The sequence below is a fragment of the Flavobacterium amylolyticum genome (assembly GCF_048284335.1).
Taxonomy (GTDB): Bacteria; Bacteroidota; Bacteroidia; order Flavobacteriales; family Flavobacteriaceae; genus Flavobacterium.
This window is the reverse complement of sequence record NZ_JBLVPG010000001.1, coordinates 871,399-898,217: the sequence shown is the minus strand read 5'-3', so window position 1 is coordinate 898,217 and position 26,819 is coordinate 871,399. Positions and strand designations below refer to the sequence as shown.

Annotated in this window: 26 protein-coding genes; 16 read left to right on the top strand and 10 right to left on the bottom strand. The window is 34.9% G+C overall.

Annotated elements, in window-relative coordinates; genetic code table 11:
- Positions 1 to 77: 77 nt before the first annotated feature.
- From rnpA to ACNQF9_RS04000, 3 genes are all read left to right on the top strand, one after another.
- Positions 78 to 488 carry a ribonuclease P protein component gene (gene rnpA / locus ACNQF9_RS04010; RefSeq protein WP_417958956.1) on the top strand — a complete coding sequence of 137 codons (411 nt, stop codon included), beginning with the start codon at positions 78 to 80 and terminating at the stop codon, positions 486 to 488.
- A 106-nt stretch (positions 489 to 594) separates the two neighbouring features.
- On the top strand, positions 595 to 2,229 hold the full coding sequence (locus ACNQF9_RS04005; protein ID WP_417958955.1) for a S41 family peptidase: 1,635 nt from the start codon (positions 595 to 597) through the stop codon (positions 2,227 to 2,229).
- Positions 2,229 to 3,035, top strand: a complete 807-nt coding sequence (locus ACNQF9_RS04000; protein ID WP_417958954.1) for an OmpA family protein — start codon at positions 2,229 to 2,231, stop codon at positions 3,033 to 3,035. Before ACNQF9_RS04005 ends, ACNQF9_RS04000 begins: the two co-directional genes overlap by 1 nt.
- Here ACNQF9_RS04000 and ACNQF9_RS03995 read toward each other — a convergent pair.
- The 4 genes from ACNQF9_RS03995 to ACNQF9_RS03980 form a co-directional block, all read right to left on the bottom strand.
- A complete protein-coding gene (locus tag ACNQF9_RS03995) occupies positions 3,032 to 3,481 on the bottom strand; it encodes a GNAT family N-acetyltransferase (protein ID WP_417958953.1) in 450 nt (149 codons plus the stop codon). The two genes, ACNQF9_RS04000 and ACNQF9_RS03995, sit on opposite strands and share 4 nt — an antisense overlap.
- A gap of 49 nt (positions 3,482 to 3,530) precedes the next feature.
- Positions 3,531 to 4,508 carry a DUF4837 family protein gene (locus ACNQF9_RS03990; RefSeq protein ID WP_417958952.1) on the bottom strand — a complete coding sequence of 326 codons (978 nt, stop codon included), beginning with the start codon at positions 4,506 to 4,508 and terminating at the stop codon, positions 3,531 to 3,533.
- 48 nt (positions 4,509 to 4,556) lie between these two features.
- Positions 4,557 to 6,614, bottom strand: coding sequence for a LysM peptidoglycan-binding domain-containing protein (locus ACNQF9_RS03985; RefSeq protein WP_417958951.1), 2,058 nt, complete (start codon positions 6,612 to 6,614; stop codon positions 4,557 to 4,559).
- A 296-nt stretch (positions 6,615 to 6,910) separates the two neighbouring features.
- Positions 6,911 to 8,098, bottom strand: a complete 1,188-nt coding sequence (locus ACNQF9_RS03980) for a phosphoglycerate kinase (RefSeq protein ID WP_417958950.1) — start codon at positions 8,096 to 8,098, stop codon at positions 6,911 to 6,913.
- Positions 8,099 to 8,380: 282 nt separating this feature from the next.
- On the opposite strand from ACNQF9_RS03980, the gene ACNQF9_RS03975 reads away from it, so the two are divergent.
- The 4 genes from ACNQF9_RS03975 (at position 8,381) to recA (ending at position 11,679) form a co-directional block, all read left to right on the top strand.
- Positions 8,381 to 9,529, top strand: coding sequence for a DNA polymerase III subunit (locus ACNQF9_RS03975; protein ID WP_417958949.1), 1,149 nt, complete (start codon positions 8,381 to 8,383; stop codon positions 9,527 to 9,529).
- A gap of 4 nt (positions 9,530 to 9,533) precedes the next feature.
- Positions 9,534 to 9,917 (top strand): DoxX family membrane protein, encoded by a 384-nt coding sequence (locus ACNQF9_RS03970; protein ID WP_417958948.1) that lies wholly within the window; start codon positions 9,534 to 9,536, stop codon positions 9,915 to 9,917.
- 45 nt (positions 9,918 to 9,962) lie between these two features.
- Positions 9,963 to 10,472 carry an acyl-CoA thioesterase gene (locus tag ACNQF9_RS03965; RefSeq protein WP_417958947.1) on the top strand — a complete coding sequence of 170 codons (510 nt, stop codon included), beginning with the start codon at positions 9,963 to 9,965 and terminating at the stop codon, positions 10,470 to 10,472.
- 199 nt (positions 10,473 to 10,671) lie between these two features.
- Positions 10,672 to 11,679: a recombinase RecA gene (gene recA / locus ACNQF9_RS03960; RefSeq protein WP_417959398.1), complete on the top strand. Its 1,008-nt coding sequence runs from the start codon at positions 10,672 to 10,674 to the stop codon at positions 11,677 to 11,679.
- Positions 11,680 to 11,829: 150 nt separating this feature from the next.
- Here the strand turns inward: recA and ACNQF9_RS03955 are convergent, their stop codons facing one another.
- The 6 genes from ACNQF9_RS03955 to metG form a co-directional block, all read right to left on the bottom strand.
- Positions 11,830 to 11,994 carry a hypothetical protein gene (locus ACNQF9_RS03955; protein ID WP_417958946.1) on the bottom strand — a complete coding sequence of 55 codons (165 nt, stop codon included), beginning with the start codon at positions 11,992 to 11,994 and terminating at the stop codon, positions 11,830 to 11,832.
- A 44-nt stretch (positions 11,995 to 12,038) separates the two neighbouring features.
- A complete protein-coding gene (locus ACNQF9_RS03950; RefSeq protein ID WP_417958945.1) occupies positions 12,039 to 12,545 on the bottom strand; it encodes a ferritin in 507 nt (168 codons plus the stop codon).
- A 36-nt stretch (positions 12,546 to 12,581) separates the two neighbouring features.
- Complete coding sequence (locus ACNQF9_RS03945; protein ID WP_417958944.1) at positions 12,582 to 13,211, bottom strand: CatA-like O-acetyltransferase; 630 nt, start codon at positions 13,209 to 13,211, stop codon at positions 12,582 to 12,584.
- Positions 13,212 to 13,395: 184 nt separating this feature from the next.
- Positions 13,396 to 14,658 carry an OmpA family protein gene (locus tag ACNQF9_RS03940; protein ID WP_417958943.1) on the bottom strand — a complete coding sequence of 421 codons (1,263 nt, stop codon included), beginning with the start codon at positions 14,656 to 14,658 and terminating at the stop codon, positions 13,396 to 13,398.
- Between the two features lie 257 nt (positions 14,659 to 14,915).
- The gene (locus ACNQF9_RS03935) at positions 14,916 to 15,602 is read right to left on the bottom strand and encodes an HAD family hydrolase (protein WP_417958942.1); all 687 of its coding nucleotides are present in this window, start codon (positions 15,600 to 15,602) and stop codon (positions 14,916 to 14,918) included.
- A gap of 54 nt (positions 15,603 to 15,656) precedes the next feature.
- Entirely contained in the window at positions 15,657 to 17,717 is a 2,061-nt protein-coding gene (metG, locus tag ACNQF9_RS03930) for a methionine--tRNA ligase (protein ID WP_417958941.1), read from the bottom strand.
- A 306-nt stretch (positions 17,718 to 18,023) separates the two neighbouring features.
- On the opposite strand from metG, the gene ACNQF9_RS03925 reads away from it, so the two are divergent.
- The 9 genes from ACNQF9_RS03925 (at position 18,024) to mgtE (ending at position 26,596) form a co-directional block, all read left to right on the top strand.
- Positions 18,024 to 19,154, top strand: coding sequence for a DinB family protein (locus tag ACNQF9_RS03925; protein WP_417989679.1), 1,131 nt, complete (start codon positions 18,024 to 18,026; stop codon positions 19,152 to 19,154).
- A gap of 99 nt (positions 19,155 to 19,253) precedes the next feature.
- Positions 19,254 to 19,424: a hypothetical protein gene (locus tag ACNQF9_RS03920; protein ID WP_417958939.1), complete on the top strand. Its 171-nt coding sequence runs from the start codon at positions 19,254 to 19,256 to the stop codon at positions 19,422 to 19,424.
- 68 nt (positions 19,425 to 19,492) lie between these two features.
- Positions 19,493 to 20,032 carry a DMP19 family protein gene (locus ACNQF9_RS03915; protein ID WP_417958938.1) on the top strand — a complete coding sequence of 180 codons (540 nt, stop codon included), beginning with the start codon at positions 19,493 to 19,495 and terminating at the stop codon, positions 20,030 to 20,032.
- Between the two features lie 233 nt (positions 20,033 to 20,265).
- Positions 20,266 to 21,537 carry a serine--tRNA ligase gene (gene serS, locus ACNQF9_RS03910; protein ID WP_417958937.1) on the top strand — a complete coding sequence of 424 codons (1,272 nt, stop codon included), beginning with the start codon at positions 20,266 to 20,268 and terminating at the stop codon, positions 21,535 to 21,537.
- Positions 21,538 to 21,566: 29 nt separating this feature from the next.
- Positions 21,567 to 22,148, top strand: coding sequence for an LOG family protein (locus ACNQF9_RS03905; protein ID WP_417958936.1), 582 nt, complete (start codon positions 21,567 to 21,569; stop codon positions 22,146 to 22,148).
- A 53-nt stretch (positions 22,149 to 22,201) separates the two neighbouring features.
- Entirely contained in the window at positions 22,202 to 23,977 is a 1,776-nt protein-coding gene (locus ACNQF9_RS03900; protein ID WP_417958935.1) for a tetratricopeptide repeat protein, read from the top strand.
- A 60-nt stretch (positions 23,978 to 24,037) separates the two neighbouring features.
- Positions 24,038 to 24,349 carry a DUF4286 family protein gene (locus tag ACNQF9_RS03895; RefSeq protein ID WP_091203236.1) on the top strand — a complete coding sequence of 104 codons (312 nt, stop codon included), beginning with the start codon at positions 24,038 to 24,040 and terminating at the stop codon, positions 24,347 to 24,349.
- A gap of 125 nt (positions 24,350 to 24,474) precedes the next feature.
- Positions 24,475 to 25,254, top strand: a complete 780-nt coding sequence (gene rsmA, locus ACNQF9_RS03890; RefSeq protein WP_417958934.1) for a 16S rRNA (adenine(1518)-N(6)/adenine(1519)-N(6))-dimethyltransferase RsmA — start codon at positions 24,475 to 24,477, stop codon at positions 25,252 to 25,254.
- Positions 25,244 to 26,596 carry a magnesium transporter gene (gene mgtE / locus ACNQF9_RS03885; protein ID WP_417958933.1) on the top strand — a complete coding sequence of 451 codons (1,353 nt, stop codon included), beginning with the start codon at positions 25,244 to 25,246 and terminating at the stop codon, positions 26,594 to 26,596. The genes rsmA and mgtE overlap by 11 nt, the downstream gene beginning before the upstream one ends.
- Positions 26,597 to 26,819: the final 223 nt, after the last annotated feature.

Sequence of the window (26,819 nt, the reverse complement as noted above, 5' to 3'; positions counted from 1 at the left end):
TTAAATCCGAAACAATATACTGTGACAACGTTTAATCGTAACTTTGCCAATCAAAATCCACCTCTTTTTTTTATAAAATGAATTTCAAATACCCCAAAACCGAAAAGCTTAAAAGCAAAATAACCATTGGGTTGTTATTTACCGAAGGGAAATCAGTAGCTAAATATCCGTTGCGATTGGTATATAAATCAGGTTCTTTTGGCGAAAGCGAAAAAATTAAGATGGGCGTTTCTGTTTCCAAAAAGAACTTCAAGAAAGCTGTAGACCGCAATTATTTCAAACGGGTACTCCGCGAGACTTACCGTCTTAATAAACATCTTTTAATTGACAATCTGGACCAGCCGTATTCCTTTATGTTTTTTTACCAAACTAAAGACCGGCTGACCTATGCCGAAATTAATACTAAAACCATTCAATTGTTTGAGAAGTTTATTGCACAAAATCTCAGAAAACCAGTGTCAGAAAGCGATTCTATTTCTGAAATTTAAACATTTGACAGCTTCTAAATAACAAAGTTCCGTAAAATTCTGAGCTGCATAATTATTTGGGGATTAATTGTTATTTTAGTACCCTCAAATTAAGTTAATTAAATTCATGAACGGTATCCAAAAAAAATTCATAGTTCCCGTTGTCGCTTCGGCATTTTTGTTTATTGGAACCAGCTTCAAAGACGATTTTTTTGAAATCGCAAAGCAAATTGAAATATTCACAACACTTTTCAAAGAACTGAATAGAAATTATGTCGATGAAACAAATCCGGGGGAGTTAATGGATAAGGCCATTAAGGGGATGCTGGCGAGCTTAGATCCGTATACCGTTTATTTTAATGAACAGGATGTGGTGCGGTTTAGGATAAACAATACTGGGGAATATACTGGAATTGGGGCCTTACTCACCAGGCAAGAAGATAAATTAATAGTTAAAGAAGCGTATAAAAATTTTCCTGCTGATAAAGCGGGTTTAAAGCCTGGGGATGAGATTATTCAGGTGGGGGATGTCATGTTATCTGATTTCAAGGATGAAGCTTCTCAACTCTTCAAAGGGGTAAAAAACACTAAAATCGCTATCAAGTACCTCCGGCAAGGAAAAGAAAACAATACTCAAATCATTCTAGATGAAGTAGAAATAAAATCAGTTCCATTTTTTGCAAAAATTGATGATAAAACCGGTTATATCGTTTTGTCTCATTTTAATAAAAAAGCCTCTTTGGAAACGAAAGAAGCTTTAGAACAACTTAAAAAAGATGGTGCAGAACGAATTATATTAGATTTAAGAGATAATCCGGGAGGTCTTTTGAATGAAGCGGTCAACATCTGCAATCTTTTTGTTCCTAAAAATGAGGTGATTGTGACTACAAAATCAAAAATAGAGAAACACAACAGTACTTATAAAACGAATAAAGATCCAATAGACACTCAAATTCCTTTGGTGATAATTGTTAACTATCGCAGTGCTTCAGCATCAGAAATTGTGGCCGGTGCCTTGCAGGATTTAGATCGAGCAGTAGTTTTGGGTAGTCGCAGTTTTGGAAAAGGTTTGGTACAAAGACCGGTCGATTTAACTTATGGGACGCAGTTAAAAGTTACAATATCCAGATATTATACGCCATCTGGGAGATGTATTCAAGCTTTGGATTATTCTCGGAAAGACAAAAATGGAATAGCGCTGAAAACAGCAGAAAAAAATTATAATAGTTTTAAAACTCGGAAGGGAAGAACGGTCTATGACGGCGGCGGAATTCAGCCTGATGTAGAACTTGAGGAAACTAAATCAAGCCCAATAGCCAAAGCTTTATTACGGAATGATGGAATTTTTAATTATGTTACAAGCTATTATTATAAAAACCCATCTCTAGGCAATCGCATTCCCACCATTTCAGATTCAGATTATTTGGATTTTAAGCAGTTTTTAAAAATGCAAAAATTTTCTTTTGATACCGAAACAGAATTGGCTTTGAAAAACACTTTGGCTGTAGCCAAAAAAGAAAAACTAGACGAATCTATTCTGGTAGAGTATGAACAGTTACTTGTCGCGCTTCAAAAAAGTGAAAATGCATTATTGGATAAGAATCAAAAAGAAATCAAGAATCTGATGGTGGATGAAATCATTAAGAGATACCAATATCAAGAAGGGCTGTATCAGTATTACATCAAAAACAATGTAGAAATTAAGAGAGCTATAATCATTTTGAGCAATAGCTCAGAATATAAGACCATCTTAAAGATATAATGAAAAAATTAGTCCAGATACTACTGTTTCTTTTTTGGGCTTATTCATTTGCTCAGGGTAGGCCGGTGGAAACGGTTTTTTTTGAATTTGATAAGCATTCGCTTGATATGAATCAGCTTCAAACCATTGTTAATTTCATAAAAAATACAGATTCTACCAAAGTGGAATCGATACAAATTTATGGCTACTGCGATGATAGAGGGAACAACGATTATAATTATGAATTATCAAAAAACAGGGTGATAACTGTTCAAAATATTCTTACTGCAAATGGTTTTAACAAAAATAAAATTGTTATTATCGAAGGGAAAGGTCGTGTAATTTTGAAAAAAGATGAGCTAGTAAATATAGAGGAGTCCCGTTCTAAAAACAGACGAGTTGATTTATTTATCGTTAGGAAAAATAGTTTTGGCAATGGGATCTACAATTCATTCAAGGAAAATCATAAAGTAGGGGATCGCATCTATCTGGAAAATATTTTCTTTCCATTGGGGAGTAGTAAAATAACAGAACAGTCTAAAAAAGAGTTAGATAAAATTGTATTGCTTCTGCAAAAACAAAAGACACTGGAATTTGAAATTAGAGGCCATGTTTGCTGTACGCCTAGTGATTACTCTGACGCTATCGATAAGGATACTCGTGAGCGAAAACTTTCTGTTAATCGCGCTAAAAATGTTTACAAATATTTGATGAGTAATGGAATAAACAGTCTTCGAATGCATTATATGGGAAACGGAAATAAATTCCCTTTAGGGCAGGGAGATGCCCTAGATCGTAGGGTTGAATTTGTAATCTTAAAGATTTAGTTATTCTTTTTCATTTCAATATGCGGAATATCATCTTCCAAATACATTTCACTGGTTTGTACAAATCCATGACTTTGGTAGAATTTTTTAAGGTATAACTGAGCTCCAATAGTAATTTTATTTTCACCAAAATGCAGTAAAACACCAGCAACAGCTTCTCGCATTAAATCATGTCCCCATTTTCTGTCACGGTAATGTGCAGCAACAGTAACTCTACCAATAGAAGCATTTTCAAAACTTATGCCAGGTTTGAAAAGTCTGGCATGCGCTACTATTTCACCTTCAAATTCACCAAAGAGATGCAGGGCTACTTTGTCTTTTCCATCTAGATCAAGATAAACACAGTTTTGTTCCACCACGAAAATTTCGCTTCTTAAACGGAGTAAATCGTAAAGTTCATGAACGGAGAGAGTATCAAACGATTTAATTTTCCAGTCTAATTCCATGTTGTTTGTCTTATATTTGTTATAGAATGCAAATAAAGCAAATAAAAGATTATCTTCTTAAAACAATCACTGATTTTATGATGGATTCTAATTCGTGCATTAAATCTCGTTTTTCTTTTGACGGTGCATAACAAAAACCCTCTAAGACTAAAATTCGGTTATACTCCGGATCAACAATGGCGTAATTGATAAAAGGTCCGGACATAAAATCATTGTTGAGTTCCCAGGTTCCTTTAGTTTCAAAGGTTTCTTTCCCATCCAGATTAATCTTAAAGAGATAGGGTGCATAGGCCTCTTCAGTAATCATATTGGTGTCAGGTTCTTTTCCGCTAATAAATAATTTTCCTATAGAATCCCGCATTTTAATAATACTAGTACTTAAATCGGCTTCTTTTTTGATTGTGTTTAATGGGACTTGATAAATTAAAAGACTAGTATTCCCACCAATGATTTCCTTTTTTAACCACAAAAAATTACTTTTTTGAAGGACATACGCATAACCGGAAGGTATTTGTAAAGTAACATGAAACTTATTGGCTATTATTTTAGGATCTATTAACGATTGAGTATTTATTCTTTGACTCTCGGCTATTTCAGTCTCTTTTATTAGCTGAATCATTTGCGCGGCATTTTTTTCAATACAGGCAATAATATCTGCTCCTGTTTTGCCAGAAATATGAAATACATTTTGAGGGGATGCGTATTGGTTTTTCCGGATTTCGAATTTGTTTTCTTCAGCTTTCTTCACCACAATTATGGCGCGGGTATCTGTCATAAAGCCTTCTAAAAGTTTGACGGGATATTGATTGATGTTGAATAAAGGTTCTTCTTGTGGCAAACCAATTACTGGCGAGGCAAACTTATTTCGAATGCTGTCTCCAATATCTCCATTCCATAACTGGTCATCAATAATAACCGAAATCGTATTGATTTTCCCCGTTGTTTTACGAGGCAGATGGTCATTTTCTTTTTTACAGGAAAACAACAGCAGAGAAATAAAAAGAAATAAAAAATGGGCTTTATTCATTGCGATTTTATTATAAAATAAAACCCAAATTTATAGAAGTTTATTCTATTATCCGTTTATTTTTAACTTCATTCCGGGTTTGATATCTTCACTGCGAATACCGTTCCATTTTTTTAAGTCAGAAATGGTTACTCCAGGATGTTTTTTGGCAATACTAAATAAAGAGTCTCCTTTTTTTACATAATATTGGACACTTATTTTTTTAGATGTAGATGTGCTATTTGATGTGCTCCTGAAGGAATTAGCCGTTGCTTTATCGGTGAGAATTGCAATTTCGTCTTTGGCAACGATTAGTGTTTTTCCAATTGTGATCGTGTTATTTGAAAAATTATTCCATTGTTTTAAATCAGCTTGTGAAGTGCCAAATTTACTGGCAATATTTCCTAGATTGTCTCCTTTCATAACTACATATTCAAGGTCTTTTCGTTCTGGATTTGACGTCCGTTCTCCTCTAGCATCCATCTCTTTTTTTGCAATTTGTAAAGAAGTTCCAAATTGAACAGTATCATTTGAAAGCCCATTCCATTCTTGAATTGCAGCAACTGTCACATTATATTTTTTGGCAATACTACTTAAATTATCTCCTTTTTGAACCTCATAAAGTATCGAAGTATTCGTTGATAATGCCGTAGAATTATTATTTATTTTTTCTTCCATATTTACTTTAGTGTCCGAAGCAACTATGTTTTGACTTTTTGAGATACTCTGCGTAGCAACATAATCTGTTTTAGATTCTGTATCAGTAGATCTTACTCCTGTTTTGCCAGTAATAATTTTTAAGTTTTTGCCATACGTAAGAGTAGTACTCTTGAGAGCATTCCATTTTTTTATTTCCGAAATAGAAACATTATACTTATTAGCGACAGCGGTTAAATTATCTCCGCGTTTTACTTTGTAATAGAATGTTGTAGCACTTGTAACTCGATGGGAGCGGTCAGCAGCAGTGTCTTTTATTACTACCGCTTTGGCTGCATGAAATGGTCTTTCGCGTTGGTCTGATTCCTGTTGGATATATGCATAAATTTGATCTTCATTAGAAGCGAAAATAGCAATTTTTTCTTGAGGTAATCTCAGATAATGATTTTCATCATGATAAAAAGGCACCATATTTAGCTTATAGGAAGGATTTAAAATTTGTAATTGGACTACGGGAACATCGAGCAAATCAGAAATTTGTTTGAATGACATTTGCTTCCTAATCAGTATGGTATCCGTGGCAAAGTGTTTGATCGTTGCCTTGTTAGGAACAATGCCGTGTTCTTTATGGTATTCATAAATATACATAGTCGCTAAGAACGCCGGAACATATCCTTGTGTTTCTTTAGGTAGATTTTTTCTAATGTTCCAATAATTTTGTTGCCCCCCAGAACGTCTGATAGCTTTGGAGACATTTCCAGGACCTGAGTTATAAGAAGCAAGAACCAAGTCCCAATCGCCAAATATTCGGTACATGTTTGTCATGTAATGGGCTGCGGCTTCACTTGCTTTTAAAGGATCGCTTCGCTCGTCAACATACGAATCAATTTTCAAGCCATATTGTTTTCCGGTTTGATACATAAACTGCCAAAGTCCGGTAGCACCCATTTTAGAAACTGCCTTCGGGTTTAAAGCAGATTCCACTACGGCTAAATATTTTATTTCTAAGGGGACATTTTGTTTGGCCAAGGCTTCTTCAAATACGGGAAAATAATACTCTGAAACAGCCATCAATCGTTCAAAAGATTTTTTTCTGTTCTTCAAAAATGATTTAATAATGTTTTCTAGTCCTTGATTGTATTCGATATTGAAAGGAGATTTGGCATCCATAGCCGCCAATCTTTCTTTAAGAAGTTCAGTGGACAACTCGTACTCTATTTTTTCATCGATGTTGACATTCTGAATGTCTTCCGAGAGTGAATTGTATAATTCTAAATTCGTTAATTCCTTCATCCATAAACTATCCACACAAGACGCTAAATCGTCTTTTATAAAAGTTTTCTTGATGGAATCTAAATAGGATAATTTTGTTTCTAATGGTGTTATTTCCTTATTTTCAAAACCTTCCTGTGAAAATAATTGTAGGGATAACAATAAGATAAGCGAGAGTGTGGTATTTTTTATATTCATATTTTTACGATCAAAGACCTATATTTCAAATGATTACAAATTTTATTTTTACAAACATAATAGGTTAAAACTAAAAATTTCTTTAAATATTGTTAAAAATGTAATTTTTGTATCATTTATATGCGATTTCCAACTGATTTTACAATGAAGCATTTTATAAAGAGAATTTTTTTAAACCAAAATACCTCAGCAATAAATAGTTTATCACTGAGGTATTGAAGTTTCATTCGATGTATGCTTGATTTGAATTTGAATTGTATTTCAAAAAGCATTTATTTTTAATGACACTATCTGTTTTAGTCTAAAATAGCTGCAATTCCAGGCAAAACCCTTCCTTCTAGCATTTCTAGCATTGCTCCACCACCGGTAGAAACATAACTCACTTTATCTTCGAGTCCAAATTGTTTTACCGCAGCTACTGAATCGCCTCCGCCCACAAGAGAGAATGCCCCTTTTGCAGTTGACTCAGCAATAAAGTTACCTAAAGCAATTGTACCGTTTGCAAAATTTTCCATTTCAAAAACACCCAATGGTCCGTTCCAAAGAATGGTTTTGGATTCCATGATTACTTTTTTGAAGTTTTCTAATGATTTTGGACCCGCATCCAAACCTTGCCATCCATCAGGAATTGCTTTCACATCAACAATTTGAGTTTCGGCATTATTAGAAAAAGCATTCGCGGCTATAACATCAACAGGGATGTGTATTTGAACTCCTTTTTCTTTTGCTAATCGCAATATTTCTAATGCCAATTCTTGTTTATCATCTTCACAAATAGAATCTCCAATTTTACCGCCTAATGCTTTTACAAAAGTAAATGTCATTCCGCCACCAATAATCATGTGGTCTACTTTATCCAGAATATTCTCGATAACGGTAATTTTAGAAGATACTTTAGATCCACCCAAAACTGCAGTTACCGGCTTTTCGCTGTTTTTCAATACCTTGTTTAAACTCTCAATTTCTTTAGCTAATAACAATCCGAAACATTTATCAGTTGGAAAAAATTGTGCAATAATTGTAGTCGATGCGTGTGCTCTGTGTGCCGTACCAAAAGCATCGTTTACATAAATATCGCCAAGAGACGCTAATTCTTTTGCGAAAGTAACATCACCCGCTTCTTCTTCGCTATGAAAACGTAAATTTTCCAACAATAAAACTTCACCAGCCTGTAATTTACCAGCAGCTTCTTTGGCTTCTGAACCAATGCAATTAGAAGCAAACAGAACCGGAACTCCTAGTACCTCTGAAGCTGTTTTCAAAATGTGTTTTAATGAATAGTTGCTTTCAATACCTTTTGGTCTGCCTAAATGTGACATCAGAATAACACTTCCGCCTTGAGCAAGAATGGCATCAATGGTAGGTTTTGCTGCCTCGATACGCGTGGCATCCGTTACATTGAAATTCTCGTCCAAAGGCACATTAAAATCAACCCGTATTATGGCTTTTTTTGTAGCAAAATTGAAATCATTTACCGTTTTCATCAGTATGTTTTTTAGTTTATTTTTCACGTAAGAGTAACAAATATAGAACTTTTAAATTATTAATAAATTAAGGAAATTCATATAAAATAAATTTTAAGTAACGAAATCGATGTAAACTAATAAATAATGTTACTTTTTAATACTTTATAACGCTTTATTCTAAAAATTGAGAATTTAAATTTTAAAAATACAGCCGGTATTTTCCTCTTTTTGAAAGGTACTTCTCCCGAAACTTTGCTCGCTAAAATTTTAGACTAGACCATTTTCTGCTATCTTTGCTTCATGCAATTTTCTAAAATTTTAGGACAAGAACACATTAAAAGTCATTTGACAAAAAGTGCTGATTTGGGCCGAATCCCACATGCGCAATTGTTTGTGGGTCCTGAAGGCAGTGGTACCTTGCCTATGGCAATTGCGTATGCACAATATATTATTTGTAGCAATCAAAATGGGGAAAATACTGGATCAAACGACGCGTGTAACCTCAAATTTCATAAAACGTCGCATCCCGATTTACATTTTATTTATCCAACGGTCAGTACTGAAGACGTAAAATCTAAACCTAAGAGTATCGATTTTATCACGGAATGGCGTCAGTTTTTAGAGCAAAATCCGTACGGAAGTCTCTTTGACTGGTACCTTACGTTAGGTGTCAAAAACAAACAAGGGGAAATTAGGGTTGATGATGCGCAGGAAATATTGAAATCTCTGGCGTTGAAATCCTATGAAGGGGGCTACAAAGTAATGATTATTTGGATGGCCGATAAATTGAATATTGCTGCTTCCAATAAATTATTGAAACTACTGGAAGAACCTACAGACAGGACAGTTTTTATCTTGATTTCAGAAAATGAAGAAGACATAATTCAAACCATTCGTTCCCGTTGCCAAGTACTACATTTTAATGGGTTGAGTGAAACTGTTATTGCGGAGGCTTTGGTTTCTATTAAAAATACCGATTCTAAAACAGCTTTGCAAATAGCTCATCAGGCCCAAGGGAATTATAACAAAGCATTGCAGTTATTACAGCCCGAGAGTGAGTCTGTTTTTTTTGAAAAATGGTTTGTCGATTGGGTTCGTGCTGCTTTCAGAGCCAAAGGAAATGCGGCAGCCATTCAGGATTTGATCCTATGGAGCGAGAAAATTGCTGGTCTAGGAAGGGAAACCCAAAAAAAATTTTTACACTTTTGTATCGATATGTTCCGTCAGGCACTGTTGTTAAATTACCAAACGCCAAGTCTGGTTTACATGGAGCCGCAAGTGGAAAAATTTAAACTAGAGAATTTTGCCCCTTTTGTAAATGGCAACAATATAAATGATATTTTTAAAGAACTTTCAGAGGCGATGTATCACATAGAGCGCAACGGAAATGCTAAAATTATTTTAACCGATTTATCAATAAAACTTACCCGTTTAATTCACAAAAAATAAAAAAATGAACAACATTACTTCTATTTTAATTTTAATTTTCTTGGCTATTACTTTCTTGCAATCCGGATATGACAAACTATTTTATTGGAAAGACAATGTAGATTGGTTAAAAGGTCATTTTTCGAAAACACCTTTAAAAAACAATGTCCCTTTGGCACTACTGAATATTTTAATTTTAGAATTAATTTCGGGTATTTTATGTGTAGTAGGTTGTGTCGAATTGTTTGTGAATAACGGCAGAATATTTGGTTTTTACGGAGCCGTTTTCTCTTGTGTGACTTTATTAATGTTGCTTTTCGGACAAAGAATGGCAAAGGATTATGACGGCGCCAGAACAATTGTCATCTATTTTATCCCAGCGATATTAGCCGTTTATTGGTTAAACTAAAAAACTATTAGTATACAAAATAACAATTCCATTTTATATAAAAATATGAATCCAAAACACCCTTCTGAATCCTTGACAATATTAACTGATTTGGTTTTGCCAAGTGAAACCAACCCTTTGAATAATCTTTTTGGGGGTGAATTATTAGCCCGTATGGATCGTGCCGCAAGTATTGCCGCAAGGAGACATTCCCGAAGAATTGTAGTTACAGCATCAGTAAATCATGTCGCATTCAATAGAGCAATCCCGTTGGGAAGCGTAGTGACTGTTGAAGCTAAAGTTTCCAGAGCTTTCAAAAGCTCCATGGAAATATACATTGACATCTGGGTGGAAGACCGTGAATCGGGTAACAAAACAAAAGCCAATGAAGCGATTTATACTTTTGTAGCTGTAGATGATACCGGAAGACCTGTTGAAGTGCCTCAAATTGTTCCAGTAACCGAACTGGAAAAACAACGTTTCGAAGCCGCTTTACGACGCAAGCAGCTGAGTTTAGTTTTAGCAGGAAAAATGAATCCGCATGATGCAACAGAATTAAAAGCGTTGTTTATTTAATAATCCGAATTCATTTAATTCTTAATAAAAAATAGATTTAAAATATTTTTGAAACAGAAAATTTTAATTAAAAAAAGCAGTATTTTTACAAAACAAATGTTCAGCATACAAAATAAATTTTTAGGGTAATTAGTCATCCTGTCAGTTTTTTAGCGTTATAAAATAATACAAATAGATGAAAGAAAAGGTAAAAGAGAAGATGAGTACAGAGAAAGAATCCAAACTAAAAGCGCTTCAACTTACGCTTGACAAACTGGACAAAACCTACGGAAAAGGAACGGTAATGAAAATGGGCGATAAAGCCATTGAGGAAGTTGAAACTATTTCTTCGGGGTCTTTAGGAATCGATTTGGCATTAGGAGTTGGTGGTTATCCAAGAGGAAGAATTATTGAAATATACGGTCCGGAATCATCTGGTAAAACAACCTTAACACTTCATGCGATTGCTGAGGCTCAAAAAGCGGGTGGAATTGCTGCTTTTATTGATGCAGAACACGCTTTCGACAGAAATTATGCAGAAAAATTAGGCGTAGATATTGAAAACCTAATCATATCCCAACCGGATAACGGCGAACAAGCTTTAGAAATCGCAGAAAACTTAATTCGTTCAGGGGCAATTGATATTGTTGTAATTGACTCCGTTGCCGCTTTAACACCAAAAAGTGAAATTGAAGGCGAAATGGGAGACTCAAAAATGGGACTTCATGCGCGTCTGATGTCTCAAGCATTGCGTAAATTGACAGGAACCATTAGTAAAACACATTGTACGGTTTTCTTTATTAATCAATTAAGAGAGAAAATTGGAGTGATGTTTGGAAATCCAGAGACTACTACTGGGGGAAATGCACTAAAATTTTACGCATCGGTTCGTCTAGATATCCGACGTTCTACACAAATTAAGGATGGTGATAATGTCCTTGGAAACAGAACCAAAGTAAAAGTGGTAAAAAATAAAGTCGCTCCACCTTTTAAAATTGCTGAATTTGACATCATGTATGGGGAAGGAATTTCAAAAACAGGAGAAATTCTAGATCTTGCTGTTGAATTCGAAATTATAAAAAAAGCAGGATCTTGGTTCAGTTATGGTGAAACTAAATTAGGACAAGGTCGTGATGCCGTTAAATCGTTAATCAAAGACAATCCAGAACTAGCGGATGAGCTTGAAGTGAAAATTAAAGCACACATAAAAGAGCTAGCAGCATTGTAATTCTTTTAAAATAAAAAAGAGGTTAGAATACAGTATTCTAACCTCTTTTTCATTTTAAAAAACAATCTACTTGAGTCAAATTCAAATAAAAGTAGATGCAATAATAAAGTGCCATTTTATACTCTAAATTAAATCAGTCAAATAATAAATTTATTTTTTGCGTAAATCAAACATTGGGCAGTTTTTACAACGCTTTTGTTCTCCTTTTTTATATTTTCCACAGCACTCAGTCTTGAGGTTTTCTTTGCCAGATCCTTTTTTAAGGATTGTTTTTTTCTCCTTTTTACTATCCTTATTTTTCTTCTTCTTACTCAATATCTAAAGGATTAAAATCAAGGTATGGTTTAAATAATATCTGATTATTTGGCGGTGTTGTTTGTTGTTAATTGTTGCATATCTCTGTCAAACAAATACAATCCACCTTTGTCATCTCCAATAAGGTTTATCTTGTCTAAAATAAGTTTAGCCTGAGCCTCTTCTTCGATTTGTTCCGCTACATACCACTGTAGAAAATTATGTGTCGCATAATCTTTTTCAGAAAAGGAAATATCAACTAGTACGTTAATTGATTCCGAAACAAATAGTTCGTGTTTGTAAAGCTCTTCAAACATTTCCTTAAATGTTTCGTAACTAATTTTTGGAGATTTTAATTCACTTACTATAGCATGTCCCCCTCTTTCATTAATGTATCTGACCAATTTAAGCATGTGTACTCTTTCTTCTTCAGATTGCGCATACATAAATTTTGAAATTCCCTCTAAACCATGTGTTTCTGACCAAGAAGCCATAGAAAGGTAGGTTTGGGATGACTCAGCTTCAATTCGAATCTGATTGTTGAGCGCTTGTTCAATATTTTTTGATAACATAGTATACTTTTTAAGTAAAGTTACAAAAAACTTAATCTATTGATTCATAATCTCTTGAAAATAATCTACAAATTGCCCTACATGTAAGCCGTCCATTAAACCATGATGCACATGAACAGACATTGGCATTGTTCTTCTTCCATTTGTGTCAATTTTCATTTTTCCAAAAGAGATTTTTGGAGAACTATCAGGGAACGTAAAACTTCGAGCATGGGATAAAGAAGTAAAATCCAGCCAAGGAATTGCTGAAAAGTGAATGACATTATCCTCGTCGAATGTCCTAGTGAAAAGTCCTAGAGTATTTTGTACTCGTTCTACCTCACTAGAAGTATTTACAGCAAAAACGGTAAAATCTGGATTGTATGCTATCAAAGAAAAACCAAAGCTGCCATCTTCACGTCCAATGGTAGCTGAAGCATTAATTTGGTCACAAACATATATTGCATCTTCAAAGATTCGGTATCGAAAGGGTTCTATGGTATTTACCGCTACTAATGTTTTATACAAATAATAACTAAAAAAAGAGGAATTTAGTGCTTTTGCAGCTGCATAAGCTTTGGTACAATCTACTTCGACTGTAGCTCCAAAAAAGGGCTCTTCAAATTGTCTGAAAAAATGAAAATGTTCTTTTCTAGGCCAATTTTCTATATCTAAAAGCGTTTTCAAATAAGGGAATTTTTATAGATCAAAAGTACAGCTAATCTTGTAAATGTTAAATTTATTTTACGACATTTTCATTGCTGCATGCAAGACAATTAATTACAAATAGGGGTAATCTTTTAAAAAGTAGCCAAAAAAAAGCCCTAAAAGAAATTTCCTTTAGGGCTTTATAAGGGTAAAAAGAGTAGGTTTATTTTACTGTAAAAGTAACTCTTCTAACTAATTTTCTTGCAATTTCTGAATTTTTGTCAACTGAATTATCTTCACCTGCTCCAATTACATTTAATCTTGAAGCATCAATATTAGCTTTTACTAAAGTGTTTTTTACATTAGCAGCTCTTGCGTTCGATAATTTGTCATTGTAAGCAGATCTTCCTAATTCGTCAGCGTGACCAGTAATGTCTACAGATGCAGAAGGATTGTTTCTTAAATAAGTTAAGATAAAATCGGTACCTTCAGTAGAAACATTCGTAGGTGTTGATTTATCAAAATCAAAATAAACCGCTACATAACCACCATTAATTAAACTTTTGATCAATTCATTATCGTAAACAACAGTACTGTCGCCAGTTTTGCTCGCATAATTTTTCATTATAAAAGCTTCTGTTTCATCAGGAACATTGTTGTTGTTTTTGTCAATTGATCTTCCTTTAGTATCCACCATTGCTCCTGCAGGAGTGTTAGCTTCTTCATCTAAATAATCTGCAACACCATCTTTATCAGTGTCAAGCATTTTATTTTCGATAGCCATGAATCTTGCATCAATTGCATTGAATCTTCCTTCGTTATCGATTACCCAGTCAGCATGTTTTTCGTTTTTACCTAAGTAAACCGTTAAACCTACTGTACCATTAAAAAGTACACCTCCGAAACCAGGAGATCCTATTGTACTTGCACCATCAAAAGTACGGTTTTGTTTAGCATTAAGAATTGTTGTAAAATCTCCAGTCAATGCAATTCTATTAGATAATTTAATTTGACCGGTAACACCAGCAATAAAATTACCCATTCTGTCAGTTCCTGAAAAGTTATCAGATTCACCAAAACCTAATCCAAAACCAGCGTGACCTAATAAACCAAGAGTGTTTGTCCAAGTTTCAAAACTCATGATTCTTCCTAAGTTAGCTACTGCTTGTAAATCAGCTCTGTAGTATTGAGAATCAAATCCTATTGAATTTTCACCTTCTTTAAAACTGTTGTATCCAAAATCAGCTTTCAGACCAAATTTGTTATTGAACATGTAACGCACACCTAAATCAGTTACATAAGCACTAGTAACAGCAGTTCTATATCCAGCAGTCATAGGTCTCATCGGTTTGTTTAAACCACCTGCTAATTCAACAGACCATTTATTAAAGTCATTTCCTGTACTTGCGCTTTCTACATTTTCCGTTTGAGCACTCAAAGTTGTCATAGCCGAAGCAAAAACCAACGTAAGTATGATTTTTTTCATGATTTTATTTTTTAAAATTTTGTGCTAATTTACAAAATTTTGTTTGATAAGAAATCTCAAACAGTTAATTATGTAAGAATAAGTTTTAATTGTGTAAATCGGGAACTTAAACAAGTTAATTCTTATGGTTTTGTAAGTTTTTTAATAAAATTAATATAATTTTGTGTTTTTATTTTAGTATTGAAAGGACTCTTTGAATAGGAAATTGTTAGCTAAAAGACGTGTTAATATAGAATTTAAGTGCCTGTTCAACTGTTTTATTCCAATTGTTTTAAAACTTGAGTAATTTTTTCAAAAGCACTAAAATTTTCGTGTTCTACTTTATGGTCAATTTTTTCGTGTGCCCAAGTGGTGTGAAACGGAATGTGTACCGCGTGTCCTCCAACTGCTAAAACGGGTAAAACATCCGACTTTAAAGAATTACCAATCATGAAAAATTCCTCCGGTTGTATTTCTAATCGTTTGATCAGATCGGAATAATCTTTTTCCTGTTTGTCTGACATCACCTCTATGTGGTGAAAATAATGTCCCAAACCAGAATTGTGTAATTTTCGGCGTTGATCTAATAAATCACCTTTAGTAGCTACAACCAATTTGTATTTTCCGTGTAATGTTTCTAAGGTCTCTTCCACACCATCCAATAGAACAATAGGTTTTTCCAGCAATTCTTTGCCGTACTGAATGATTTTTTCAATAATTTCAATAGGAATGGTATTGTTCGAAATATTCATCGCTGCTTCAATCATCGAAAGTATATAACCTTTGATTCCATAACCGTATAATTTCAGATTATCGATTTCCACTTTGAAAAGTTCTTGTGAAATCCCCTGATGCGAAAGATAATCTTCCATCAAACCGCAGAATTTTTTCTCTGTTTCATCAAAATAGGTCTCGTTGATCCATAAGGTATCATCGGCATCGAACGCAATTACTTTTAGGCTCATAATGTAACATTGAACCCTTTCAATATTTAAATCTTTGAAAGGCTTGTGATTTATTTAATTTATAGTTTCTCCATTGGCAACACCATCAGCATCCGGATTTACAAAAACCAGTTTGCCTTCTGCATTTGTAGTCATCAAAATCATTCCCTGGCTTTCTACGCCACGAAGATTTCTTGGAGCCAAATTCACTAGAACCGTTACTCTTTTTCCAACAATGTCTTCTGGTTTGAAACTCTCTGCAATTCCTGAAACTATCGTACGAACATCAATTCCGGTATCTACCTTCAAAATCAAAAGTTTGTTCGCTTTTGGCATTTTCTCCGCTTCCAGAATCGTTCCTACACGAATGTCCATTTTGGCAAAATCTTCAAATTGAATCGCTTCTTTCTGTGGTTCGGCCACTTTGTTTTCGGCTTTGTTCGCTGTTTTAGTCGCTTCTAGTTTGTCAATTTGTTTTTGGATTTCCTCGTCTTCAATTTTGGCAAACAATAATTCTGCTTCTCCAATTTGGTGTCCTGCTGGAATCAAATCAGAATTTTGGGCAACAGTATCCCAGTTTAACGGACTTTCTATTTTTAGAATTCTTGATAATTTAGTAGCTGTAAAGGGTAAGAACGGTTCGCAAAGTGAACTCAACGCAGCAGCAATTTGCAACGCCACATACATTTGTGTTTGCACACGCACTGGATTGTCTTTGATTACTTTCCAAGGCTCTTCATCGGCTAAATATTTATTTCCTAAACGAGCCACATTCATCAACTCGCTCAACGCTTCACGAAATCTGTAACGCTCCAGAGAACTTGAAATCACAGCAGGATGCGCTTTCAATTCGGTTAAGGTAGCTTCGTCCACTTCCGAAAGTTCATTTGGCGTAGGAACAATTCCGTTGTAGTATTTATTGGTTAGCACCACCACACGATTAATGAAATTCCCGTAAATGGCCACCAATTCATTATTGTTTCTTGCCTGAAAATCCTTCCAAGTAAAATCATTATCTTTGGTTTCCGGTGCATTTGAGGTCAACGCATAACGCAACACGTCTTGCTGATTTGGGAATTCTTCTAAATATTCGTGCAGCCAAACCGCCCAGTTTTTAGACGTAGATAGTTTATTTCCTTCCAAGTTCAAAAACTCATTTGCAGGTACATTGTCCGGTAAAATATAGCTTCCTTCGGCTTTCAACATCGCAGGGAAAATGATGCAATGGAAAACAATATTGTCTTTCCCAATGAAGTGAACCAGTTTAGTGTCTTTATCTTTCCAGTAGGGTTCCCACTCTTTTCCTTCGCGCAACGCCCATTCTTTCGTAGATGAAATGTAGCCAATCGGCGCATCAAACCACACGTATAATTTTTTTCCTTCGGCACCTTCAACTGGAACATCAATTCCCCAGTCCAAGTCCCGAGTTACTGCGCGAGGTTCCAATCCGCCGTCAATCCATGATTTTACTTGTCCGTAAACATTTGGTTTCCAGTCATTTTTATGTCCTACGAGAATCCATTCTTTCAAGAAATCTTCATAACGGTCCAAAGGTAAAAACCAGTGTTTCGTTGCTTTCATAATCGGAGTTTCTCCTGTAATGGTCGATTTTGGATTAATCAAATCCGTTGCGTTTAATGTAGAGCCACATTTTTCGCATTGATCGCCGTAGGCTTCTTCGTTGCCGCATTTTGGGCAAGTTCCCACCACGAAACGGTCCGCCAAGAACTGATCCGCTTTCGCATCATACAATTGCTCGGTTACTTCTTCGATAAAATCACCTTTAGCATACAGCTTTTTAAAAAATTCCGAAGCCGTGTCATGATGGATTTTAGCTGAAGTTCTGGAATAATTATCAAACGAAATTCCAAAATCAGAGAACGATTTGCGGATAATTCCATCATATTTGTCGATTACTTCCTGTGGCGTAATGCCTTCTTTTTTGGCTTTCATCGAAATCGCCACGCCGTGCTCGTCGCTTCCGCAAACAAACAAAACGTCTCTTCCCTGCAATCTTAAATATCTGGAATATATATCCGAAGGCACGTAAACACCCGCCAAATGGCCAATGTGAATCGGTCCGTTCGTATACGGCAATGCCGCTGTAATGGTATATCTTTTTGGATTCTGTATCATGATTCAATTTTATTGAGTGCAAAAATAAGCAATAGAATTTTTATTTGAAGCAATTTCCCGGTATCCGTTGCAATCTTTCTATTTTTAAAGGAAAAATAGAAAGGATTTTGACTGCTATCGGGGCTAAGAAATCGTATTGCGACAACTTTTTAAGAGAAGCATATTTAGTTAATTAACAATACTGAAAGATTGAAAAACTTAAGAATAGGAATTTATAGCACTCTAGAAAATAGTATTATATTTACATTTTTTTTATTAAAGTATTTTAAATCTAAGCGCCTATAATTAAATTTAACAATTTATAAGATGAAAACAACAACAATACTGTTACTATTTTTAAGCACCTTTTCTGCCCATTCCCAAACTCAAAAAGAAGTTTCTCGAGAGTGGACTTCTTTCAATCAAACAATTGATGTTCAGACAGCAACACCCAAAAAATTTAAAGTGGTTGCTTTTGTAAAAGTCGATACACAAGATTCAAATGCTTGGGCAGGTGTTTGGGCTAGAGTAGATAGACGAGATGATGAACGTGGTTTTTTTGATAATATGAGTGATCGGCATATTAAAACAAATGAGTGGCAGTCATACACCGTTGAAGGAAAGATTGACGCTAATTCAAAATCATTAAGTTTTGGTGGTTTGTCTATGTATAATGGAAAATTCTATTTTGATAAATTTGAATTATATATTGAAAACGATAAAGGAATTTTAGTATCGGTACAAATTCCTAATTCAAGTTTTGAAATGCAATCTAAAAATAATGAAATCCCAAAATGGAATTTAGGAATTGAAAATAACCAAATGGTTAAAGTTAAAGAGTATAAAATTACTTCTGAAAAAGATAGAAAAGACGGTGTTGCTAGTTTGCTACTGGAAGGGAGTGGCATAAAATTTAAAGAAACTGGAAAAATTGGAAATATTGAAGGTGCTTCTCCGCAAATTGGAGCGATGATATCAATGCTTGAAGATCTGAAAGATCGTGTAGAGGAAGCAGTAAAAAATATGAGCCAGTACGAAACTGATTATTTGCATGACAAAGAGGCAAATAGAATTGGGGCTTTAGTATTGCATTTGGCTGCAGCAGAAGCCTATTATCAGGTTTTTACTTTTGAAAACAGAGATTTTAATGCTGAAGAAAAGAAAAAATGGGAGGCAGCTTTAGATTTAGATGAGGGCGGTCGAGATGTTTTTAAAGGTCATGACATTCAGTATTATTTAAGTATTTACAATGAAGTTAGAGCAAAAACGATAGCTGAGCTAAAAAAGAGAGATGATGCTTGGTTTGCTAAGGTGCAACCTCGTTATGACTGGACTAATCAATACTGTTGGTTTCATGTTATGGAACATCAATCCAGTCATTTAGGGCAGATTTTATTTTTAAAGAAAAGAATTCCGCCACAAATGGAAGTGGATTTTGAACAAAAGATTAAAAACTAACTTAATAAAGTTTTATCAATAACACATCAATTAGGAAAGCTGCATTTTTAATGTGGCTTTTTTTAAATTTGTAACCGTAAATAAAGTAGTGTATAAATCATGCCAAAAGGACCCGAAAAGAACACCAAAAATAAGGCTTTACATACCAAATTGCTAAATCGGAAAAAGACTAAACTTCAAGAAGAAAAAAAAGAAAAAGCTGCACGTTTGAAAGCTTTGGTTACAAAAATGAATCAGAAAAAGAATAGTAATGAATCTGATAGCATATAAATCGCATTGTATTTCATTTCTGTTTTAATTTAACGGAAATTTGCAGCAAATATTCAAATACAAAACCTATGGAATTCGGTAGAATAATTATTTCAGAAACTGCAATGAACAGTGAAAATCTCCAAGATGTAATTCACTCTAATATTTCGGTAATCAACTTAATGCGTGAGGAAGGCGTGAACGATGATTTGATTCATGAGGATGCTATAATGAGTTATTATTTAGATTATTATACGTCGCAATATACCGAAGGAAATTTTGCTCAGTTTGTACACAATTCGGGTTGGGATAAAGAACTAAACGAATTGATTGAAGAAGGTTTGGCATTGATTGGCGCCGAAAAACAGTTGGAATTGTTCCAACAGCAATCCAAAAAAGTAAAATTAATGAGCAGTGTTAAGCTGAATAAATTCCTAAAAGGAAAATTGGAAGGCGTAAATCCTATTCGAGATTTACTCAACAACGACGCTTTTTTCGAAATAGAAGAAAATCTGGTTACGTTGAATGCTGATTTTCTTAAAACACACCCAGATTTCGAAGTCCTTTCAGTAGACGACATGTTTGCCACTTTAGAAGAATTTGTAGGGCATGAGATTAAAAGAGACTAATCTAAAGTCAAAAGTCGCAAGTCTTAAAGTCTCATTCTTATTGCGTTTAGTTGGTTGCTGACTTTATTCGATTGATTGTAAATCACATGCAATACTAATCGGGTAATAATCGCTGCATTTGACTTTAAGGCATTAAGACTTGCGACTTTTGGACAAACTTTCCCTCATTTCTACCAAACATTTCCTTAAATTTGCTTTCATTATTATAAAAGTTAGCGTTAAAAAAATCAACTATGTTACAAATCGCATTTATTAGAGAGAATCAAGAAAAAGTAATCACCGCTTTGGCAAAGAGAAACATCGATGCTACGAGTGTTGTTGAAGAAGTGGTACAACTGGATGAAAAACGTCGCGCTACGCAAGTAGAGTTAGACGGAATTTTATCCGAATCTAATAAATTATCTAAAGATATTGGAGAATTGATGAAAGCTGGAGAGAAATCTAAAGCCGCAATCTTAAAAGAAAAAACAGTTTTATTAAAAGAAAAAAGCAAGAAATTAGCCGAAACTGCGGATGTACTTGCCGCAACACTTTTAGAGAAATTATATACGTTACCCAATCTTCCGGCTGATAGTGTTCCTGTTGGGAAAACACCGGAGGAAAACTTAAACGTTTTTGAAGAAGGGGAAATTCCAGTTTTGCACGAAGGCGCACAACCGCATTGGGAACTGGTAAAAAAATACGATATCATTGATTTTGAATTGGGAGTGAAAATAGCGGGAGCAGGATTTCCGGTGTATAAAGGAAAAGGAGCCAAGTTACAACGCGCTTTAATCAATTATTTCTTGGATAAAAATACCGCGGCCGGATATAACGAAGTTCAGGTTCCACATATGGTAAACGAAGCATCAGCTTATGGAACGGGACAATTGCCGGACAAAGAAGGGCAGATGTACCATGATAAAACAGATGATTTATACTTAATTCCAACGGCTGAGGTTCCAGTAACGAATTTGTTTCGTGATGTAATCCTGAACGAAAATGAATTACCAGTTTTAACTACGGCGTACACGCCATGTTTCCGTAGAGAAGCAGGTTCTTATGGGGCTCACGTACGTGGATTAAACCGTTTGCATCAATTTGATAAAGTGGAAATCGTTCGTGTAGAGCATCCAGATAAATCGTATGAAGCTTTGGACGGAATGGTGGAACACGTTAAAAATATACTTCAGGAATTGAAATTACCCTATAGAATATTGCGTCTTTGTGGCGGCGATATGGGTTTCACAGCAGCTTTGACCTATGATTTCGAAGTGTTTTCTACCGCGCAAGACCGTTGGTTAGAAATCAGTTCGGTTTCTAATTTTGAGACTTTTCAAGCGAATCGTTTGAAATTACGTTTCAAAGACAAAGACGGAAAAAACCAATTAGCACATACTTTAAACGGAAGTTCATTGGCTTTGCCAAGAGTTTTGGCTGGAATTTTAGAAAATTACCAAACTCCGGAAGGAATCGTAATACCAGAAGTTTTACGTCCGTATTGTGGGTTTGATAGTATCAATTAGTCAAAATACTACTGAAAAATATTTTGTTGATGAAAAGAATTACGGTGTTTTGTGGTTCCAGTTTTGGGAATGAAAAAAATCATGAGCTTCAAGCGATAGTACTGGGACAGACAATGGCTAAGAAACACATTGATTTGGTTTACGGTGGAGCAAAAGTTGGTTTAATGGGTGCGGTTGCTGACGGTGTTTTGAGTGAAAACGGAAACGTATTTGGTGTTTTACCTCGTTTTTTGATGTCTAAAGAGGTGGCTCACGATAATTTGACCGAATTAATTATTGTAGAAAGCATGCACGAAAGAAAAACCAAAATGAATGAATTAAGCGATGGCGTAATTGCACTGCCTGGTGGATTTGGAACTTTAGAGGAGTTTTTCGAAATGCTGACGTGGGGGCAACTCGGACTTCATAAAAAACCCATTGGGATTCTAAACGTTGATGGATTTTATGATTTATTATTGAAATTCATTCAAAAAATGGTCGATAACGGTTTTTTAAAAGAAATCAATCAAAAGATGATTTTAGTCAGTGATGATGCGGAAGAATTGCTGAACAAAATGGAAAATTACACGGCGCCGGAAGTTGGAAAATGGATTAAAAAGGGAAATGAGTAAAGACACGAATGTGTATTCTAAAACCCAAATCTGAATTAGAAAAACAGATAAAAATGAAAAAAATCGTTCTCTTAATACACCTGTTTTTATCGCTATTTGCGTTTGCTCAAAACGAACAATTGGCGCAGTATTATTATGATAAAGGCGATTTTGAAAAAGCAAAAATCAGTTACGAAGAGTTGCTCCAAGAGATTCCACAAAATTCACAGTATTTCCTAAGAACAATTGATTGTTACCAGCAATTACAACAGTTTGAGAGTGCTCAAAAAGCCATTCAAGAACTATTTGAGAAGTACAACCAAGGGAATCTTCTGGTAGAATTAGGATACAATTTTCAGTTGCAAAAAAATGACGTTAAAGCCAAAATTTACTACGAACAGGCGCTAGATCGTATCAAAAAAAATCCAAATGATGTGTACGGAATTTCAAACGCTTTTGAGAGAAAAGTGTTGCTCGAATATGCGTTGACATCCTATAAAACTGCTGTAGAAGTTGACCCTAATTTTAATTTTAATTATCAAATAGGATTGCTTTACGGTCAATTGTCCAATATAGAAATGATGATTTCTACGTTTCTGGATGAGGCGTATGCCAATCCTCAAAATTCCATTAGAATCCAAAATCAACTGGTTCGTTTTATGGTTGATGAAGGTGACGCTAACTTCAATGAAATATTACGAAAGGCGCTTATTGTAAGAACTCAGAGAAATCAAGATCTGTTTTGGAATCATTATTTGAGTTGGTTTTACGTACAACAGAAAGAATTTGAAAAAGCCTTTATTCAGGAAAAAGCCATTTACAAACGCAATCCTGAATCGCTTGCTATGATTGTAAATTTAGGACAATTGGCAATTGAAGAAGAGAATGAGGATGCAGCAAAGGAAATCTTAGGGTTTGTATTGCAAAACACACAAGATTTAGAACTGCTTATCCAAGCGAATTCCTATGTACTAACGATGAAAATTGAAAAAGCATCAGAAAAAGATTTTGCAGCCATCAGCACGGCATTAGACGATTTGTTGAAACAATTCGGGATAAGTCCTTTTACCTTATCTTTGCAGCTGATTCAGGCACACTTCACGGCATTTAACTTAAAAAAACCAGAAGAAGGAAAGTTAATAGTCAAGAAAGCGCTGGAATTACAATTGAATGATTATGAAATGGCGAAGGCCAAAATGGAGTTGGCAGATATTTTACTGTATGAAGAAAAGTTCAACCAAGCTTTGCTCTATTATTCGCAAATTGAAATGGATTTAAAGAATGATGTAGTGGCGCATGAAGCCAGTTTGAAAGCGGCTAAAACGAGTTATTTCAAAACTGATTTTGCGTGGGCTTTGAAACAGTTTAAGGAATTGAAATCAGCGAATACACAGTTGATCGCTAATGATGCGTTGGAATATTTTCTTTTGATTAATGACAATACTGTTGCTGATACGTCGCAAACGGCTCTTAAACAATTTGCTAAAGGGGATTATTTGCGGTTTCAAAAGAGAAATCAGGAAGCTATAGCACAGTTTCAAAGCATTTTAAAGAACTACAAAGGGCAAGAAATTGAGGCTGTAACTTTGTTGCGATTAGGGAAAATATATGAAAAACAAGGTGATTTTGGTTTGGCTTTAGGCCAGTACCAAATAATTATAGACCAGCATGCTGACGGAATTTACGTAGACGAAGCATTGTATTTTTCGGCAGAAATTTATAACAAGCAATTGTTATCAGAGAAAGCGAAGCCATTATATGAAAAGGTATTGTTTCATCATCAGGACAGTATTTATTTTGTAGAAGCCAGAAAGAAATTCAGGCAATTACGAGGCGATACTAATTTATAAAAAAGGATAATCGGTTAATTGTCTCGTCGATTAATCCAATCAACAGTTAAAAATTACATAATGATACTATACAACGTTACTACAAACATACACGAAAGCGTGCACGACCAATGGATGATCTGGATGCAACACAAACACATTCCAGAAATTTTGGCTACTGGGAAATTCTCTTCGGCAAGAATGGTCCGCGTTTTAATTGAAGAGGAAATGGGCGGCGTAACGTATTCTGTTCAATATGCCACAGAGAGCAAAGAAACTTTGGAGAAATACTACCAAGAAGATGCACCGGCTTTTCGTGAAGAAGGATTGAAGTTATTTGGAGACAAAATGCTTGCTTTTAGAACAGAATTGGAATTGATAGCGGATTATTAAAAAAGTATTCAATATTCAGTTTGGGAATAATGAATCATGAAGTGGGAAATTGCGACTTCCAATTAAAAAAAACAAATAAAAACACTTTACGCCTTTGTGCCTTCGTGGCAAAAAAAGAAACAAACATGGAAAAAGTAACAGCCAAAAAACACCTCGGACAACATTTCTTGAAAGACGAAAGCATTGCTAAAGACATTGCTGACACCTTGAACTTAGAAGGATATAATGATGTATTAGAGATAGGTCCTGGAATGGGTGTTTTAACAAAATATTTGTTAGACAAACCAGTTAATACCTACGTTATTGAAATCGATACGGAATCAGTGACGTATTTGGATCAAAATTATCCGAAATTAAAAGACAGAATCATTTCTAAAGATTTCTTGAAATACAACATCAACGATATTTTCGAAGGGAAACAATTTGCAATAATTGGTAATTTTCCATATAATATTTCGACACAAATAGTATTTAGAGCCTTGGAATACCGAGATCAAATTCCAGAATTTGCAGGAATGTTCCAGAAAGAAGTAGCACAACGCATTTGTGAAAAAAAGGGAACAAAAGCCTATGGAATTCTATCGGTATTAGTTCAGGCTTTTTATGATGCAGAGTATTTATTTACAGTAGATGAAACGGTATTTATTCCGCCACCAAAAGTAAAATCAGGTGTTTTACGTTTGCGCAGAAAGAAGGATTACAGTTTGCCTTGCGGTGAAAAATTGTTTTTTACCGTAGTAAAAACAGCTTTTCAACAACGGCGCAAGACGTTACGCAATAGTTTAAAAACATTAAATTTATCGGATAGTTTGAGAGAAGATGAAATTTTCAACCTTCGACCAGAACAACTAAATGTGGAGCAATTTATAGCACTTACCCAAAAAATAGAAGCCGATGGAGTTTAAAATCAGCAAAGAATTAATTCAGGAATTAGAGCAACTCATTCAAAATAAAAACGACCAGCAACTGGAAGTGTTATTGAATGATATGCACCACGCTGATATTGCGGAAATTCTGGATGAGCTTGATTTTAATGAAGCGACTTATATTTTTAAAGTATTAGATAGTGAAAAAACCGCAGAAATTCTTCTGGAACTAGAAGATGATTTGCGAGAGAATATTTTAAGCAGGCTTTCGCCAAAAGAAATTGCGGAAGAGTTAGATGAGCTGGAAACCAATGATGCCGCTGATATTATTGCAGAGCTTTCACAAGATTTGAAAGCGGAAGTAATATCCGAACTTCTGGATGTGGAGCATGCAAAAGATATTGTGGACTTATTGCGTTATGACGAAGATACCGCTGGCGGAATCATGCACAAGGAATTGGTTAAGGTCAACGAAAATTGGAATGTGCTTACTTGTGTGAAAGAAATGCGAATTCAGGCCGAAAACATCTCCAGAGTCCACTCGATTTATGTGGTGGATGATGAAGACCGCTTGAAAGGGCGTTTGTCATTAAAGGATCTATTGACCACTTCTTCTAGAACTCCGGTAAGTGATGTTTACATTCGAAAATTGAATTCCGTAAAAGTAGATACCGAAGATGTGGAGGTGGCCCGAATCATGCAAAAATACGATTTAGAAGCCATCCCGGTAGTAGACGAATTAGGGCGATTAGTGGGCCGAATCACCATTGACGACATTGTAGACGTAATCAAGGACGAAGCCGATCAGGATTATCAATTAGCGGCGGGTATCTCTCAGGACGTTGAAGCGGATGACAGCATCTTTGAGCATACAAAAGCACGATTGCCTTGGTTGGTTTTGGCGCTTTTGGGGGGATTCATCACCGTAAGAGTGTTGGGGTTGTTTGAAGGAGCCATGCTTCAACACGGTAATTTATTCTTTTTTACACCACTTATAGCCGCAATGGCAGGAAATGTTGGGGTACAATCATCGGCAATTATTGTGCAAGGTTTGGCAAACAATACTTTGAGCGGATCTCTATTTAACAGATTGATAAAAGAAGTTTCGCTGAGTTTATTAAACGGAGTGATTCTGGCTACGATATTATTTTTAGGAAGTCATTTTCTGTTGAATGTCGAATTCATTATTGGGATTATTGTGACCATTGCATTGATGTCAGTAATCATTATTGCCTCGTTAATAGGGACTTTTATACCATTATTACTGGATAAATTTGGGATTGACCCCGCGTTAGCAACAGGGCCATTCATCACTACCAGTAATGATATTTGCGGAATTTTGATTTATTTTTCGATAGCAAAAATGATTTTAGGATTTTAAGAAAGGACTAAGAAGAAAACAAAGAGGAAAGAAATTGTAAGACAATTTGAAAACGTTATTTTAATTTTTTGTAAAGTAAAACGGAATAAAAAATAAGACAATAAAAAATAAATTAGATTCGAATTTATATAAAAGAATTTAAAAGATATAATAAAGACTAACACTTTCCCATATATTGGCTCCTTCTCCTTTGGAGAGGGTTGGGGAGAGGAAAACCACAACC